This is a genomic window from Sphingobium sp. L-44 (assembly GCF_056859495.1).
The window spans coordinates 1-17,033 of the sequence record NZ_JBSXOQ010000098.1; the positions used below are offsets into that span (position 1 = coordinate 1).

General features: G+C 61.0%; 13 protein-coding genes. 1 reads left to right on the forward strand and 12 read right to left on the reverse strand.

What is annotated here, in order from left to right; all coding sequences use genetic code 11:
• The first annotated feature begins 309 nt into the window (after nucleotides 1-309).
• Nucleotides 310-729 carry an HD domain-containing protein gene (locus AC13EK_RS15780; RefSeq protein WP_202968880.1) on the forward strand — a complete coding sequence of 140 codons (420 nt, stop codon included), beginning with the start codon at nucleotides 310-312 and terminating at the stop codon, nucleotides 727-729.
• Nucleotides 730-855: 126 nt separating this feature from the next.
• Here the strand turns inward: AC13EK_RS15780 and AC13EK_RS15785 are convergent, their stop codons facing one another.
• The 12 genes from AC13EK_RS15785 to AC13EK_RS15840 all read right to left on the reverse strand — a co-directional run bounded on the left by AC13EK_RS15785 (nucleotide 856) and on the right by AC13EK_RS15840 (nucleotide 16,951).
• Nucleotides 856-2,868 (reverse strand): hybrid sensor histidine kinase/response regulator, encoded by a 2,013-nt coding sequence (locus tag AC13EK_RS15785; protein WP_483022269.1) that lies wholly within the window; start codon nucleotides 2,866-2,868, stop codon nucleotides 856-858.
• Between the two features lie 67 nt (nucleotides 2,869-2,935).
• The gene (locus AC13EK_RS15790; RefSeq protein ID WP_069335645.1) at nucleotides 2,936-4,438 is read right to left on the reverse strand and encodes an ATPase domain-containing protein; all 1,503 of its coding nucleotides are present in this window, start codon (nucleotides 4,436-4,438) and stop codon (nucleotides 2,936-2,938) included.
• A 411-nt stretch (nucleotides 4,439-4,849) separates the two neighbouring features.
• Entirely contained in the window at nucleotides 4,850-5,596 is a 747-nt protein-coding gene (gene arsH, locus AC13EK_RS15795; RefSeq protein ID WP_037523027.1) for an arsenical resistance protein ArsH, read from the reverse strand.
• Nucleotides 5,593-6,621, reverse strand: a complete 1,029-nt coding sequence (arsB, locus tag AC13EK_RS15800) for an ACR3 family arsenite efflux transporter (protein WP_037523025.1) — start codon at nucleotides 6,619-6,621, stop codon at nucleotides 5,593-5,595. Before arsB ends, arsH begins: the two co-directional genes overlap by 4 nt.
• A gap of 5 nt (nucleotides 6,622-6,626) precedes the next feature.
• A complete protein-coding gene (locus tag AC13EK_RS15805) occupies nucleotides 6,627-7,163 on the reverse strand; it encodes a GNAT family N-acetyltransferase (protein ID WP_037523024.1) in 537 nt (178 codons plus the stop codon).
• The gene (gene arsC / locus AC13EK_RS15810) at nucleotides 7,160-7,573 is read right to left on the reverse strand and encodes an arsenate reductase (glutaredoxin) (protein ID WP_069335646.1); all 414 of its coding nucleotides are present in this window, start codon (nucleotides 7,571-7,573) and stop codon (nucleotides 7,160-7,162) included. The genes AC13EK_RS15805 and arsC overlap by 4 nt, the downstream gene beginning before the upstream one ends.
• A gap of 10 nt (nucleotides 7,574-7,583) precedes the next feature.
• Nucleotides 7,584-7,913: an ArsR/SmtB family transcription factor gene (locus AC13EK_RS15815; RefSeq protein ID WP_048938527.1), complete on the reverse strand. Its 330-nt coding sequence runs from the start codon at nucleotides 7,911-7,913 to the stop codon at nucleotides 7,584-7,586.
• A 223-nt stretch (nucleotides 7,914-8,136) separates the two neighbouring features.
• Entirely contained in the window at nucleotides 8,137-8,376 is a 240-nt protein-coding gene (locus AC13EK_RS15820) for a helix-turn-helix domain-containing protein (RefSeq protein WP_069335647.1), read from the reverse strand.
• Between the two features lie 84 nt (nucleotides 8,377-8,460).
• A complete protein-coding gene (locus AC13EK_RS15825; RefSeq protein ID WP_268801821.1) occupies nucleotides 8,461-10,743 on the reverse strand; it encodes a heavy metal translocating P-type ATPase in 2,283 nt (760 codons plus the stop codon).
• 333 nt (nucleotides 10,744-11,076) lie between these two features.
• Nucleotides 11,077-12,603: a S10 family peptidase gene (locus tag AC13EK_RS15830; protein ID WP_069335648.1), complete on the reverse strand. Its 1,527-nt coding sequence runs from the start codon at nucleotides 12,601-12,603 to the stop codon at nucleotides 11,077-11,079.
• A complete protein-coding gene (locus AC13EK_RS15835; RefSeq protein WP_026109422.1) occupies nucleotides 12,603-14,144 on the reverse strand; it encodes a S10 family peptidase in 1,542 nt (513 codons plus the stop codon). Before AC13EK_RS15835 ends, AC13EK_RS15830 begins: the two co-directional genes overlap by 1 nt.
• 11 nt (nucleotides 14,145-14,155) lie before the next feature.
• Nucleotides 14,156-16,951 (reverse strand): TonB-dependent receptor, encoded by a 2,796-nt coding sequence (locus AC13EK_RS15840; RefSeq protein WP_069335649.1) that lies wholly within the window; start codon nucleotides 16,949-16,951, stop codon nucleotides 14,156-14,158.
• Between the last annotated feature and the right edge of the window lie 82 nt (nucleotides 16,952-17,033).

Genomic DNA, 17,033 nt, shown 5'->3' on the forward strand with positions numbered 1-17,033 from the left:
CGCCTCTGCTGTCGAGGCTCCCTGCGCCAGAACAATCTCAACTTCACGCAGCTTGCCGATAATTTCTTCCGGCTTGTGCTTCTTGCTCGGCATTCATCGTCCCTTTCGTGGTCCAGACTATCATAGTCTCTGGGCCACTCAACGGGGGGCAGATCACAAGCGCCCCAGAAAACCCATGACCCATCCCTTCAGAGTGTGTGGTCATGGCGTATCGAGGTTTATAGCGAGTTAAGTAATCTCGACATTACCGTAACATAGATCAATAAATGCCAATTTTGCGTAATTTTCTCGCGTAAATTTGGCCATATTATGATGGAGATTGTCCGAAGGATCCCGCACACCGACGAAATGTTGGCTGCGGCGTTGTTGCACGATACGATTGAGGATACTGCAACAACCCGAGAGGACATCGCGCGCGAGTTTGGAGAGCCTGTTGCTGCTCTGGTGATGGAACTGACCGATCAGTGCCATGACGGCAACCGCGCTACACGCAAAGCAGCGGAAGCAAAACGTCTCGGTACCATCTCGCCCAATGCGCAAACCGTAAAACTCGCCGATTTCATCAGCAACACGCAATCGATCGTTGCGGGAAGTCCTGGGTTCGCCAAGGTTTATCTACGCGAAAAGCTGCAGGTCTTCTCCGTCATGACCGGTGGGGATCCTAACCTGTATCGTCAGGCCATGGCACTGATTGAAGATGCAAAGACGAGCATAGGCTTCCGCGCTTAAATTGATCTGCTCTGCCTGCAGTGTTTCGAACTACGCAGCTACGCCAGACTTCCCACCGATTGTGAACGTCCTAAATATCGGCAGATGGGTCGATATGCCTTCAGCCACATCCCCGACTAGTGCCATTCAGTTAAGCATCTCGCGGATCTTTGCCGACAGGATCTCGATCTGGAACGGCTTGGTGATCATAGCCATGTTCGTGCCAAGGAATCCGGCACGCATGGCGGCATTCTCGGCATAGCCGGTGACAAACAGGATCGGCAGCAAGGGCAGATGGTCGCGAGCGACTTCCGCAAGCTGACGGCCGTTCATGCCAGGCAGGCCGACATCGGTGATCATAAGATCGAACGGCCGGCCGGCCTCCAGAAGTCGGATCGCCTCGCTGGGCTCGGCGGCCTCTGCAATCTTGTAGCCAAGCTCGCGCAGCACTTCGCCGATCAGCAAGCGCACCGAAGGATCGTCCTCGACCAGAAGGACCGTCTGACCATCGCCTTCGAAAACAGTGTCGATACCGCCTGTTTCATCGGCGGCGCTCGTGGGATCCGCTATCGGCAAATAGAGCGTGATGGACGTTCCAAGTCCGGGCGTCGAATGGATGCGAACCTGGCCATTCGATTGCTTGGCAAAACCATAGACCATCGAGAGCCCGAGCCCGGTTCCTTGTCCCACCGGCTTGGTGGTGAAGAAGGGCTCGAACACCTTTTCTATCGTGGCAGCGTCCATCCCGACGCCGGTATCGGACACTGCCACCGTAACATACTTTCCTACCCCAATATCAGGTCGGGTCGCGGCGTAGCTCTCATCAACCGTCGCGACGCCGCTTTCTATCGTAAGGCGGCCGCCGTCAGGCATGGCATCGCGTGCGTTGATGGCAAGGTTGAGAATAGCGTTTTCAAGCTGGTTGGCGTCTACGAGTCCAGGCGGTAGCCCTTCAACCGTCACGATTCCGACCTCGATATTCTCTCCCATTGTCCGCCGAAGCAAATCTTCGAGCGATAGGACGAGTGCGTTGACGTCTGTCGCCTTGCTGTCGAGTGACTGACGGCGTGAGAAGGCGAGGAGGCGGGCGGTCAGCCCGGCTGCGCGTTGCGCGGACGTGGACGCCGCATCCATGAAACGATCCAGATCATCGAGGCGGCCTGACGCCATGCGCCGCTTCATGATGTCGAGGGCACCGATGACGCCGGTCAGCATGTTATTGAAGTCGTGCGCGATCCCGCCGGTGAGTTGACCGACCGCCTCCATCTTCTGCGACTGCCGGAGTGCATTTTCGGCGCGCTCGCGCTCTGCGGCTTCCGCTTGCAGCCTGTCGAGCGCGTTCTGCAAGTCCTGTGTTCTAGCCTGCACTTCGCGCTCCAGCTTCTGGGCTGCCTCGGCCAGCTCAAGCTGTGCGCGCTTCTGCGCGTCTATGTCGACGATCACGGAAATCGAGCCAGTGACGGCGCCGTCGGGGCCTTTCAGCGGCACGCCACTGACTCGCGTCCAGACGTCATCCCCCTGCAGGGGATGGAAGAGAAACTCTGATCCCTCCACTGTTTCGCCGCGTAGTGCCCGGACGGTGACGAACTGGTCCCGTTTGATACGGTCGCCAGTATGGTCATAACCGATCCACCGTTCCTCGCCGTCTGGAAGCTGCGAAGGCACAGCACCAGTGGGCGTGAAGCGCCGAAAAGCAGGATTTGAAACAAGAGTTTTATGATCCGTATCGACGAAGGCCACGCCGACGGGGAGATGCTCGAGGAGGACGCGCATCTGCGCATGCTGGGCATCGAGTTCAAGGATCCGATCCCTGATCTCGAACTGCTTCTGTCGCGCACGCATTGCGGAGTCGATCGCGCTGACCAGCGACTCTGAACTCAAAGGCCGTTCAAGCAGGACGACATTGTTGACCCGGTCCGGCAGCCGCCGTCGGATGGTATCGCCCGAACGGGCGATGCCCGCCTGTCGGCCCGCAAGGAGCACAAGCGGGATGTCCGACCAAGTAGGTTGCGCCAGTAGCGCCTCGCTCAGCGGCGCGAGATCGGTCGCCAGCGCTTCTTCCGTCAGGAGAATGACGCCAACATGCTCGTCAAGACGACCGGCGACGTCAGTGAGCCTTTGACAGATATGGGCGTCATAGCCCTGTCGCTTCAAAAGCAATGCGACGCTGTCCGCATCCCTCCCGTAGGGCGCCGAAATGAGGACGCGGTGACCTTCTGATGCGTTTCTATGCACGGGTGCCGCGATCTTCCATCAGCGGCGACTGCGTCCCGACATATTCTGGCGTGCCGCTTAAAACCCCACGAAACTCGGCCAGTGGATTGCCGACGCGGATGCCCTGAGTGTCAATCCGTAGTTCGCGGATCGTGTCCTCATGCGCGCCGCTCCTGTTCTTGACGATCGAGATCGCTTTACGGATGCGGCCTTGCGCCTCGAAGAAGCGAAGCAGGATGACGACGTCCGCGACATAGGAGACGTCGAGACCATTGGTCTGCATCGATCCGAAAAAGCCCTGCTGGGGATTGATGAGAAAGGTGACGACACCTGCCTGGTTGAGATAGGACAAGAGCTCATGTAGCTGCAGGATGAGCTGCTGCTCCTGCGGCATCGCCGCGACGTAGCCGTTGAGGCTGTCGATGATGATGATCCGCGCTTCGCGTTTTTCGACCTCTTCACGAACCATCGAGGCGAACTCGCCAGGCGCAACTTCGGCGGCATCAAGCTGACGGATCACCAGGCAGCCACCTTCGATGAAGCTAGCCAGATCAATGCCCAGCGCTTTAGCGCGGGCAATAAGCGTGCCGATACGCTCGTCAAATTCATAAATGACGCAGTTCTCACCGCGACGGCAGGCCGCCGCCAGATATTGCAGGGCGAGCGTGCTCTTGCCCGCGCCCGATGGACCGGTAATGAGTGTGCAGGTGCCGCGGGCCGGTCCGCCGCCCAGTAGCGCATCAAGCTCGGGAATCTCGCTCGCCACTCCCTCGTCGTTGAAATCGCTATGGTGGTCGGCGGCGATCAACCGGGGGTAGACTTCAAGACCGCCCTTGCGGATCGTGAAGTCATGGTAGCCGGCAATGAAATTGACGCCGCGCAGCTTTTGAACCTGGAGTCGGCGCCGAGCTGCGCCGAAATCGAGGGTCAGCCGTTCGAGTGTGATGACCCCGTGGCAGAGGCTGTGAAGATGATTATCGCGTTCCCCACTGTAACTCGTAAGGTCGTCGACCAGGATGACCGTGGTATTCAGGCCAGCAAAGAACTGTTTGAGTAACAGGAGCTGACGCCGATAGCGAAGCGGATCCTGAGCCAGCAGGCGCATTTCGGACAGACTGTCGAACACCACACGCTTCGGCTTGATACGCTCGACCTCGGCCTTGATGAGGTTAATTGTCTCACCGAGCTCCATCTCGAAGCTATGGAGGATCGACTGGTCGCGACCAGCTCCGAGCACTTCATCGGCCGATGCCAGTTCAAACAGGGCAATGCCGTCGAGATCCCAGCCATGCGACTTCGCAACGACGGATAGTTCCTCGCTGGTTTCCGAGAGCGTGATGTAGAGCGCTGGCTCTCCCTTATCGCGACCATCCAGCAGGAACTTGAGCGCAAGGGTGGTTTTGCCCGATCCCGGCATGCCCTCACAGAGATAGAGGCGATTGGCCGGCAGGCCTCCGCGCAGGATGACGTCCAAGCCTGGATTCCCGACGGAAACCGTGGCGGGTTCTTCACTCATGGATCGACGCCCCTTGTTCTATTTATTGCGACAACGCATCGACATGCCCTGAGCCAAGGGCCGTTCGAAAAGACACTGGAAGCGGCCCCTCCATCAGACGTTCGATCGTTCCCAGGCTCTCGGCTCGGATGGCACTTTCGTCCTTAGCGGCTAACGGATGGCAGAACGAGACTAAAACCCAGCGCTTTGATCTTGATTAAGGCATTTTATGCTCGTGGAAGAAGGGCAAGTGGAAGAAGAGTTCGACTGACGTTTATTGGCTGGAAATGACCGACTGTGGACGACAGCCACCGAAAAAGTGGAATGTCCGCTGCTGAGGATCAAAATTTGGGCGCTAAGCGTCCGGCATGGGTCGACAGCGGAGATGGCCGCTACGCGCTCTTTCCAGTCATTCGATGGTCAGGGCGAAAATCAGGATTGAGGCATGATTGCAATTGCGGAGTGGTCCGCTGCGTTATCAACCGGGAGCCCAGCCTCCTTCCGTTCGGAGTATCGGTCAACGAGCTGCACCCCGTGCGGCCTCATCAGCACGGTGAAGCGGACCAGTTCCTCCATCACATCGACGATGCGCTCGTAGTAGCTCGATGCCCGCATCCGGCCGTCTTCGTCGAACTCCTTGTAGGCCATCGCCACTGACGACTGATTCGGAATCGTGAACATCCGCATCCAGCGGCCCAGCAAGCGCAGCGAATTGACGGCATTGAACGATTGCGAACCGCCGGACACCTGCATGACCGCAAGCGTTCTTCCCTGCGTCGGCCGCATCCCGCGCATCTGAAGTGGCAGATGATCGATCTGCGTCTTCATGATGCCGCTGATCTGGCCGTGCCGCTCAGGACTGCACCAGACCATGCCCTCCGACCATAGCGCGTGCTCCCGCAGTTCATGCACCGCCGGGTGATCATCTCCCGCTATCTGATCGGGCAGCGGCAGGTCGCTAGGATCGAAGATCCGCGTCTCGGCGCCGAAGAACTTTAGCAGGCGCGCCGCCTCTTCCACGGCGAGGCGCGAAAACGAGCGTTCCCGCAGAGAGCCGTAGAGCAGCAGAATACGCGGAGGCGGTTGATCCGGGCCAAGGCCGCTGGCGGGACGAGCCAACGCAAAAGCTTTGTCTAGCGCAGGAAGGTGATCGGGGGCGGCGAGTTCGCGCAGTCTCATGCGGAAATACCTTTCTCGTACCAGGGACGGGTCCGCTTCACCAAGGCGACGATCGATAGCATCACCGGCACTTCGACCAGCACGCCCACGACCGTTGCCAGCGCGGCGCCGGAACTGAGGCCAAAAAGGCTGATGGCGGCGGCCACAGCCAGTTCAAAGAAATTGGAGGCACCGATCAGCGCCGAAGGGCCAGCGACGCACCATGCCACGCCAAAACGGCGGCTGAGCCAATAGGCGATGCCGGCATTAAGATAGACCTGAAACAGGATCGGCACGGCAATCAGCGCGATTACCAGCGGTTGCCGGATGATCTGCTCGCCCTGAAAGCCGAACAGCAGCACCAGTGTCAGCAGCAGGCTGGCAAGGCTGATCGGGCCAATGGCGGACAGGAAATGCTGGAGCCGCTTCTCGCCCCCGCGAAGTAGGACTCGGCGGAGCAGTTGCGAGATGACCACCGGGACGACGATGTAGAGTCCCACCGACAGCGCCAACGTGCTCCACGGCACGGTAATCGATGCCACGCCCAGCAGCAATCCTACGAGCGGCGCGAAGGCAAGGACCATGATCAGGTCGTTCAGTGCCACCTGGCTCAAGGTGTAGTTCGGCTCACCATCGACGAGGTTGGACCAGACGAAGACCATCGCCGTGCAAGGCGCAGCAGCCAGCAGGATCAGCCCGGCAATGTAGGACGACGATACGCCTTCAGGCAGCATCGGCGCGAACAGGTGGCCGAGGAAGAAGGTGCCGAGCAATGCCATGGAGAATGGCTTGATCGCCCAGTTCACTACGAGGGTAATGCCGATACCACGCCAGTGCTGCCGAAGGCTATGGAGGGCGCCGAAATCGACCCGTAGCAGCATCGGGATGATCATGAGCCAGATCAGGCCCGCCACCACGAGGTTGACGTTGGCGATCTCCAGCGCTGCGATCGCCTCGAAGGCGCCGGGAAGCAAATGGCCGAGACCGATCCCGACTACGATGCACATGGCCACCCACAGCGAGAGATAGCGTTCGAACAGCGAAATGATCGTCAGTCCTTCCCGGAAGCGATAGGCGCGGTCGCGGTGCCGCCACCCAAGGCGATCTGCATGTAAACTGTGTCGAGCCAGCGACCGGCCTTCCAGCCCATGCCGGTCAGGCAGCCGACCTGCTCAAAGCCGCAAGAGCCGTGCAGTGCGACGGAGGCCGGTTCACCGCCACCGATGACAGCGACCATCTGCCGGAAGCCATAGGCATCGGCGGCCTCCAGCAAGGCCTTGAGCAACAGCTTGCCGATGCCGCCACCGCGCCGGTCGTGCGCTACGTAGATGCTGTTCTCGCAAGCATAGGCATAGGCCGGTCTATCCCGGAACTGCGTGGCGTAGGCATAGCCCACCAGCTCAGATCCATCGCAGGCGACAAGGAACGGCCAACTCCGCCCGGTGATCATCAAGATCTTCTCGACGGTCTCGTCCGCGGTCGGCGGCACGACTTCGTAGGTTGCCGTGCCGTGAAGAACATGATGCGCATAAATGGTGGCAATGGCGTCCGCGTCGTCGACCTCAGCCCGGCGAACCGAAAGACTCATCGCCGGGTCGCTTCCACGACTTCGCCGTCTTCCTTGACGAAAGTTCTGCGCTGCTCGGCCGGCAGCAGGTCTAGCACTGCTTCGGAAGGCCGGCAGAGCTTCACGCCCAGTTGCGACACGACCAGCGGCCGGTTGATGAGGATAGGATGCTCCATCATCGCGTCGACGAGGGCCTCGTCCGTCAAGGTCTCGTCGCGGAGGCCCAGTTCGGCATAAGGCGTCCCCTTCTCGCGCAGCAGAGCGCGCGGGGTGATGCCGGCGCGGTCGATGAGTTCCAGGAGCAGCGCACGGCTCGGCGGCGTCTTCAGGTACTCGATAACATGAGGCTCTATACCCGCATTGCGGATCATGGCCAGGGCATTACGAGAGGTCCCGCAAAGCGGGTTATGGTAGATCACGATATCGGTCATTGTTGCCTCTTCAGCAGCAGGTAAGTTCGGCCAGAAGCGGCTCGCACAGTTCGGCGCGCCCCTGGCAGCAATCCTTGGCCAGATAGACCATGAGGCCGCGCAGCGCGTCGAGGTTGGCGCGCTGGATCTGTTGGCGACCACGCTTCTCGGACAGCACCAGGCCGGCCTTCACCATCACGGCCAGATGCGTCGAAAATGTGCTCTGGGTCAGCCCCGACGCTTCGACCAGTTCGCCGGTCGACAAGCCATCCGGCTCATGTCGGATCAGCAGCCGAAACGCATCGAGCCGCGTGGGATGGCCAAGGGTGGAGAGAATGGCAAGGGCGTCATCGGTGTCCATGCATCGAAATTATCCGATGCGATATGGCCCGTCAATGAGATATCGGATATTCCCGATTCTTTATTCGTCAGTCAGGCTTGAGGGCAGCTTGGGACCAATTGCTAGATGGAAGCTGGCATTCCGAGATCGGCTCGACGCGCGGTTGGAAGGGAAAACCTGACCGTCTGCTCCTGGGGATCAAAAATCGCCCCTTGAACGGCAAATTTGGGTCGGATTTGACCGATTAGAAGTCGCTGGGTTCAGTGGTCAGATTGTCAGAAATCGTACCTGCAGCCGCGTTGGCGTCCGCAGCGAGGTCGCGCAATGCCTTCGCGGTGTCTTGCAATAGGTTGTCACTGATGGGGCGCTCGCCATTGATGAACCGCCGGATAGCCCGCTCATCGATCCTGAGACGCCGAGCAAATGCTGTCGTTCCACCAAGCAGCTGAACACAGTAGGCGAATTGGTCCTGTCGATCTTGCATGTACCGAACATAGCCCGTCTGACGCGGGAGGCAATGTAATCGGATGCGAGAGTAGAGACGTCTGGGCGACGCAGGCGGAATAGCTCACAGGGTTCGTGTCCTCAGCCGAAGGGCATTTGTCACGACGCTGACGGATGACAATGCCATCGCCGCGGCGGCCAGCATCGGAGACAGCAGAATGCCGAACAGCGGATAGAGCAGCCCTGCGGCCACTGGGACGCCCGCCGCATTGTAGATGAAGGCAAAAAGGAGGTTCTGGCGGATATTGGACATCGTCGCCTGGCTGAGCCGCCGCGCGCTCACGATGCCGTTCAAATCGCCCCGCAGCAACGTTACGCCCGCGCTTTCCATGGCAACGTCGGTGCCTGAACCCATGGCAATACCCACATTGGCGGCGGCCAGCGCAGGCGCATCATTGACCCCGTCACCCGCCATCGCAACGACGCGGCCTGCGGCAATAAGGCGGTTGACCACTGCGCTCTTCTGATCAGGCAGGACTTCGGCTTCGACCTCGTCGATGCCAAGCTTGTCGGCAATGGCTTGCGCCGTCTTGCGGTTGTCGCCCGTCAGCATCACGATGCGGACCCCCTCTTGCCGCAAGGCGCCAAGGGCCTCTGCCGTGGTTGCTTTGATCGGATCGGCAATCGCGATGATCCCTCCGACCTGACCGTCCAGGCCCACGAAAATCGCGGTGGCGCCATCGCGGCGCAGGTCGTCGGCAGCGGGCGCCACTTCGATACTGTCTATGCCCTGATCGAGGAGGAATGGTGCATTACCAAGGACAACGCGCTTGCCCTCGACTGTTCCCACCGCACCGCGTCCCGTTGGGGAATCGAACTGGGATACCGGTGGCAGCACGAGATCGCGGGACCTGGCCATGTCGACGATTGCGAGCGCCAGGGGATGCTCGGATGCCTGCTCGACGGCGGCGGCGAGACGGAGGACCTCCGCTTCGGTGTGGCCGGACGCCGGTATGATGGCGGTAACCGCCGGATGGCCCAGTGTCAGCGTGCCGGTCTTGTCGACGACCAGCGTATCTACCTTCTCCATCTGCTCGAGCGCCTCGGCATTCTTGATCAGGACGCCAAGCCTTGCACCACGGCCCACGCCCACCATGATGGACATGGGCGTGGCGAGACCAAGTGCGCAGGGACATGCGATGATGAGGACCGCGACAGCGGCGATCAGGCCATGAGCGAAGCGCGGCTCCGGTCCCCATAGACTCCATCCGACAAAGGCCAATATCGCAACAAGGATCACGGCGGGCACGAACCAGCCAGCGACACGATCGGCCATGCGCTGAATGGGCGCGCGCGAGCGCTGGGCCTGCGCCACCATCTGGACGATCCGGGCGAGCATCGTGTCTCGCCCCACTCTGGTCGCCGCGATGACAAGCGCACCGGTCTGGTTGAGCGTGCCGCCAATGACCGTGCCATCAATCTTTTTGGTCACCGGCATGGATTCGCCGGTAACCATGGATTCATCGACCGACGATCCGCCGTCTATTACGGTGCCGTCCACCGGCACCTTCTCACCGGGGCGAACGCGCAACTGGTCGCCGACGCCGATCAAGTCGAGGCTGACCTCCTCCTCATCGCCATTCCACAAGAGCCGACGCGCGGTCTTTGGCGACAGGTCGAGCAGCGCCTTGATTGCGCCCGACGTCTGCTCGCGCGCACGCAACTCGAGGACCTGTCCCAGAAGCACCAGCACGGTGATAACGGCTGCCGCTTCGAAATAGACCGCGACGCTGCCATCGGCATTACGAAAGGCTGGCGGAAAGAGGCCGGGAGCGAGCGCCGCGATCATGCTGTAAGCCCAGGAAACGCCCGTGCCCATCGCGATCAGCGTGAACATGTTGAGGTGGCGTGTCGCGAGCGAACGCCATCCGCGCACGAAGAATGGCCAGCCCGCCCAGAGTACGACCGGCGTGGCGAGAGCGATCTGGATCCAGATCGACAATCTCGCCGGCACCAGATGATGCAGAGCGGGAACGAGATGCCCGCCCATTTCCAGAACGAAGACGGGCAAGGCGAGCAGGAACCCCACCTTAAGGCGCCACGTCATGTCGAGCAGCTCGGCGCTTGGTCCGCTCTGCGCGCTCGCCACTTCGGGCTCGAGCGCCATGCCACATATCGGGCAAGGTCCTGGATGATCCTGCTGGATCTCAGGATGCATGGGGCAGGTCCAGACAGTCCCGGAGACGATAGCGGGCTGCTCCCGCGCGGAGAGATAAAGCACGGGGTCAGCGACGAACTTGGCGCGACAGCCGTTGCTGCAGAAATAATATCGATGACCATCATGTTCAGCGCGATGGGGCGTCAGTTCGGGGTCGACTTCCATCCCGCAGACGGGATCGTGAACCATTGCCTTCTGGCCATGATGGTCATGATCGTCCTTGTCGTGATGTCCATATGCATGCGGGGGCATGTTTTGCATCGACGGCTCCCTGTTGTGCGCAGCTCAAGTCCGTCCGGCTTCGCCTGGCAGATGGGCTACCCCGGAAAGTACCACAGGATCTTGATCCCAAGCAAAATTTGGTAGCCGCCTTCAGCAAGGCTTCTGACGAACGTCGCTCATTGCTTAGCCGGCGCACACCCTAGCCGCCCATCCTCGACTGTTGAGCGATAAGCCGACGGTCGGCATTTCGGAAGGCAAGAACAAGCGCTGAACGACTGAGAAGGGTCGGTATTACCCCGCCTAATCCGACTTTGCCTGAATGAAGCCACGGACATCGCGCGTCACATCATTGAAGGTCTTGCCGTCGAGATACAACATATGGCCCGAAGCATAATGGCGGCTAATGAGGTTCGGCCTGAGTGCGGGCGGCAGGTAAAGATGGGCGAGATCAAATTCGGTCGCGAAAAAGGGCGTAGACAGGTCGTAGTAGCCGCTCAGCGACAGGACCCGCATCTGCGGTGCGCGACGCATGGCAGCGCCCAGATCGATGGCGACATTGGCCATCGCATTTTGGCGCGGGCCGCCCGGCGGCATATGGCTCCAGTCCCAGACCGGAAAGAGCGTAGGCGTGTTCACCACATAGTCGCCGTCCGGCGCATAGCCCAGGTCATGGGCGAGGTAGGCGGAGAAATTGGCGATGATCGCGCCTGAGATTGCATCGTCGGCCGGATCGCTCTGCGCCATATCTGCCGCATTGTCCCCTTCGCTGCCGGTAAAGCGAGTGTCGAACCCGCCCGTAACGGCCCCGCGATCCCGCAGCAGTTCTTTGCGGAAGCGGTCGGGCGACACATGCAGGTCGGCCTCGCGCAGATAATCGGGGCTGAGGCCCGTCAGCGACGCCATCTGCGCAATCACGCTTTCGTGCTCCTGCGCACCGATATCCTGCCCTTTGGCCAGTGCTGCCGCATAAGGGCCTTGCGCGAACTGGCGCGCACGGGCGACATGCGCCTCCAGCCCTGTGCCCCGATCTACCTTGCCATGATACCAGGCGGTGGCGGCATAGCTCGGCAGATAATTGATATCCATCCGGTCGAGGCCGGGCGCGCGCTGGGCAAAATTGAGGATGGAGGACATGAGGATCACACCATCTACCGGCATGCCGCTGTCGATCAGCCGGTAGGAAACCATCGCCGACCGGGTGGTGCCATAGGATTCGCCAAACAGATATTTGGGCGAAAGCCAGCGATTGTTGATCTCGACATAGCGCCGGATCGCCTGTGTGAAGGCAGCAGCATCCTGGTCATTGCCCCAGTAAAGCTTCCCTCCCTGTGGATCGAGCCCGCGCGAATAGCCCGTACCCACGGCGTCGAGGAAAACCATGTCGGTAGTATCCAGCAGGCTGTCGGGATTGGGCGCGAGGCGCGGCATGCGGCCGCCCCCTTCCCTGCCCTGCGCCTCGACATCGACCGGCACCCGCACCGGCGCAAAGGAGGCCATGTGTAGCCAGATGCTGGAGGATCCAGGGCCGCCATTGTAAAAGAAGGTGACGGGTCGCCGCTCCCCTGCCTTTGGCGCGACCGTGTAGGCGACATAGAAAAGGCTCGCCCCCGGCTTTCCCTGCTTGTCCTTGAGCAGCAAGGTGCCTGCGGTCGCGGTGTAAGGCAGCTTCGCCCCGTTGGCCGTTGTCAGGATATGGTTGGTGATCACCCGCTTTTCTGCAGCCGGTTCTGACGCTTGTGTCTGCGCCGGTTTGTCGGCGGCGCAGAGCGAAGCCGTGGGCGACGCGAGTGTGATTGCCGCGATGGACGCGCTAAGCAGGCTACGCATCAGCGGGTCGTCGCATCATAGAAGCGGTCGAGATCGACCTTGAGCTTTCGCGATGCGGCCTCATCCACATAGGTCATATGGCCGGACTCATAATAGGAGAAGCTGATATTCTGGCGCAGATTGGGCGTCAGATAGAGATGCGAGACATCGAATTCCGCGCCGGCAAACGGCGTTGCCAGATCATAGAGCCCCGCAATCACCATCACATTGAGATTGGGGTTGCGCTGCATGGCGCCGGCGAGGTCAAGCGCGGTGTTGGGAACCGGAATGGGCTCATCGATCCCTGGCGCCTTGTGATGATTGTCCCAGGCCGGCGCGATCACGCCATTATAAAGTGGCCGATATTGCAGGTCCGGCTTGTAACCGATGTCACGCGCCAGATGATCCTGGAAGGTGGAAAGATGGGCACTGTTGACGCCTGCAGTCGCGGCGTCATTGGTCGCCGGGTCATAGGAGCCGTCGCCGCTCACATAGGAGGCCGGCGCGGTGAAGCGGGTATCGAACCGGCCGATGATCAATCCCTGATCAGCCATCAGCGCGCCGCGATATTGTTCCATGCCGACGCGCAGCTTGTTCTTCTTGAGGAAGTCGACCGACAGGCCGATATAGCCGCTGAGCGTGCGAGCCACGGCGTCCATTTCCTCGGCCGACAGCCGGTCCCCCTTGAGCAGCGCGGAGGCATAGGGGCCAAGGGCGAAGGCGCGGACCTCGTCGAGATAGGCCATCAGGTCGGCCGGGTGGGTCGCCGATTTGCCATGATACCAGGCCGTCGCCGCGAAGGAGGGTACTCGCCCGATATCCTCCAGGTCGACGCCGGGAAGGCCGGTGCCCGAATTGAGGATGGTCGACATCAGCACGACGCCGTTGAAATCCATCCCCTGATTCTGGAGCTTATAGACAAGCCCCGCCGACCGGGTGGTGCCATAGGATTCCCCGAACAGGTAGCGCGGGCTGTTCCACCGGTCGTTCTTGGTGATGTAGCGGTTGATGGCGCGAGCGAAGGAATCGATGTCCGCGTCGACGCCCCAGAAGGTCTTGCCCTTGGTATCGCCAATCGGCCGGGAATAACCGGTCCCGATCGCATCGATGAAGATGAGATCGGACTTGTCGAGCAGCGAATAGGGATTGTCCTGCACCACATAGGGGGCCGGCAGGGTCGCCTTGGGGGTCAGCGTCGGTGGGCGCTTTGGCCCGAACCCGCCTACATTGAGCCAGAGGCTGGCCGAGCCGGGACCGCCATTGTTGAAGAAGGTCAATGGCCGGGGCTTGCCCGCACTCGTCCCCTGGGCGGTATACGCGGTGTAGAAGATCCTGCCGCGCGGGACGCCATCATCATCGGTGATGATCAGCGTGCCGGCGCTCGCGTTGTAGGCAATGGTCTTGCCGTTGATCACCATCTTGTGATCGCGGCTGGCCAGTTCCTCCCTCGGTCCCACCTCTTTCTGCCCCTCGGCCGGTGGCTCACTGGCGCGCGCCACCGGTCCCTCGACGACAAGCGCCATCGCGGCGCCCAGCGCCAGCATCGATACAAAAGCCTTCATGGTGGGGAGCCTCATTTGCGCAGGGTCAGCGTCGCGCCGATCGTGCGCGGGCGGAAGGTCACATATTGATAGGGCAGCGTGTAATTCTCGTAGGTGGTGCAGGCCGCGCCCTCACCCGTGGCGCAGCCGGTCCGGCCACCCTCATTGCCCAGCACATCCTTGGAGTTGAGCAGATTGTCGGCGAAGATCGAGAATTCCCAGCCATCGCGGCGCAGGCCGATCCGCGCCGTCATATAGTCAGTCGCCTCCGACATATAGGTATCGGGCGTGAAGCTGCCCGTGCCGGGACCAAAGCTGTTCTGGTAGCGGGAGGCATGTTGCCAGTCTGCCCGCAGATAGGCGCCATAGCTGCCGATATCGAACCGATATTCGCCCGCGATGTTGAAGGCCCATTTGGGTACCGGCAGGCGATCGCCATCGCGGATATAGAGGGTGGACGAAGGGGCCGGGCCAACGACAGCCTGCGTATATTGCGCATCGGTATAGGCGACGAGGCCGCTCAGCGTGAAGCCATAGATCGGCTCCACCGAGGCTTCCAGGTCAAAGCCCTTGGATACGGCCTTGCCGCCGTTGACGACATAGCCAAAGCCGCAGGTCGGCAGGCCATAGCTTGCCTGGATATTGCTCCAGTCGATGTAGAAAGCGCTGGAGTTGAGGCTGAGCTTGCGATCGGACGAGCGCAGCTTCGCACCGACTTCATAGCTCCACAGCGAGTCTGCCTTGTAGGTCCCCGGCGTCGATGTGATACCCAACGCCGTAAGATCCGCCCCGCAGCGCGAGGCCGGCGGTGGCTGGTTGACGCCGCCCACGCGGAATCCCTTGGCTGCCGTCGCATAGAGCATGTTGGCGCTGTCCAGCTGATATTGCAGACCGAATTTGGGGGTGACGGGCGTTTCCTTGACCTTGCCGTCAGTGAGGCCGCCATTGGCGGTGGTCGGGGTCAGGAAGCCGGCAAAGGTTCCGGCCGTGACCTGATGATAGCTGAATTTTTCCCGACTGACGCGCGCGCCGCCGATCAGCTTCAATTTGTCGGTGATCGCGAAATTGGCCTCGCCAAAGACCGCCAGCGACTTTTCCTTCAGGTCCTGATCGCGATGATAGGTGATATTGCCGGGCTCGACCGGCACGCCGAAAATGGCCTGCGCCGGGGCGCCAAACACGGCCTGGGTTAGATCGTCCAGATTGGCGACGATATGATAGTTGGAATTATTCTTGTAGGTGGCGAAGAAGCCGCCCACCACCCAGTTGAAGCGGCTATTGCCGTCATTGGCGAAGCGGACTTCCTGGGTGAAACCGGTGCGCTTGTTCTCGTAGATCGGGGTCGAGCGATAGCTTTCGATATCGGCGACGAGGGGAAAACCGCCCTGGAAATTGCCCGGCTCGATATAGCTATAGTCGGACCGGCCATGGGTGCGGTCGCTGATATAGCTGGAGACCGAGGTCAGCGTGGTGCTGCCGATGTCCAGCTCTGCCTTGAGCGACGGCAGGAAGATGCGCGAGGTGCGCGGCTGCCTGGCGACACAGCGCGGCGTGCTGGCGGCATAATTATCACCCACATTGCAGTTGGCGCCCGTCTGATAATCGCCATAGACGGCAGCGGGATATGTGAAACCATTGAGCGTGGTTTCCGGCACGGTCTGCCAGGCTGTATCGGCATCATGCTGCTCACTCAGCGCATAATAGACCGAAGGCGTCAGGCTGAAATTCTCGGTCGGCTTGAAGAGCAGCGCGCCGCGCAGCGCCCAGTCGTCCGAACTGTTCGTGTCCTTTGCAAGCGTGTCGCCGGTGAAGCGATCGACATGATCGATATAGCCCGCCGTGCGGCGTTGCCACATGCTGACGCGGATACCAAGCCGGTCCTCGATCAGCGGGCCACCGAGCGCAATGCCCAGATCATGATTGACGCCGCCATCCTGGACGAAACCGACTTCCGCACGGGCATAGGCAGACATTTTCTCGAGGCTGGGTTCAGGCGTGATGAAGCGGATCGTCCCGCCGAGCGACGATCCGCCATAAAGCGTGCCCTGCGGGCCGCGCAGCACTTCGACCCGTTCCAGATCGAACAGCGCCGGAACCGGCGTGCCACTGCCCGAAATGCCGATCGCGTTGCGTTTCTGGAGCGGGGCATCATCGAGATAAACGCCGGTCGTCTGCGCGCCGGTTGAAGACGCCACGCCGCGGATCGAGATGCTCGGCACGCGATCGGCCGTGGTCGACGTCTGCATCGAGAGCGCTGGAACCGTGCGGACGATATCGGACACGCTGCGGATGCTGCGACGATCGAGCTGCTCCTGCGGCATCGCCTGCATGCTGATCGGCACACGGTTGAGAGTGGTTGCCGTCTTGGTGGCGGTCACGATGATTTCGCCTCCGGTGCCGGGCTCTGCCTGGGCTGTCGATGCATCGGCCGCCTGAAAGGCGCGAGGCGCGGTCCAGCTGCTGGTTGCGCGGGCCGATTGGAGGGAGCGCAAGGCGACCGGCGTCGTGACGGCACGGGCGCGCGGCTTCAAAGTGATGGCCGCCCCATTATCGGCAACGATTTCGAGGTTAGCGTCGGCAATCAGGCGGCGCAGTGCCGCCCGGGTATCAAAGACACCCATGATGGCTGGCGACCGGACACCGGCGAGCTGATCGGCCGGCGCGATGATCTGGATGCCGCTCTGCCGGGCGAACATCGGCAGCGTCATGTTGATATTGCCGGCAGGCACATTGAACTTGCGGTCCTGCGCCTGCGCGCTGCTGGCTACGATAGCCGTGGTTAGGCTGGCACCGATTAACAGGCTCTTGATCGTCATCGAACGGTTCATTGTCTGGCCCCCAGCCGCTCCCCGGACGCGGCGAATGGATCGGGCCTTTCAGACCGGTTTTCGCATCCTCCCTGTTCCCGTT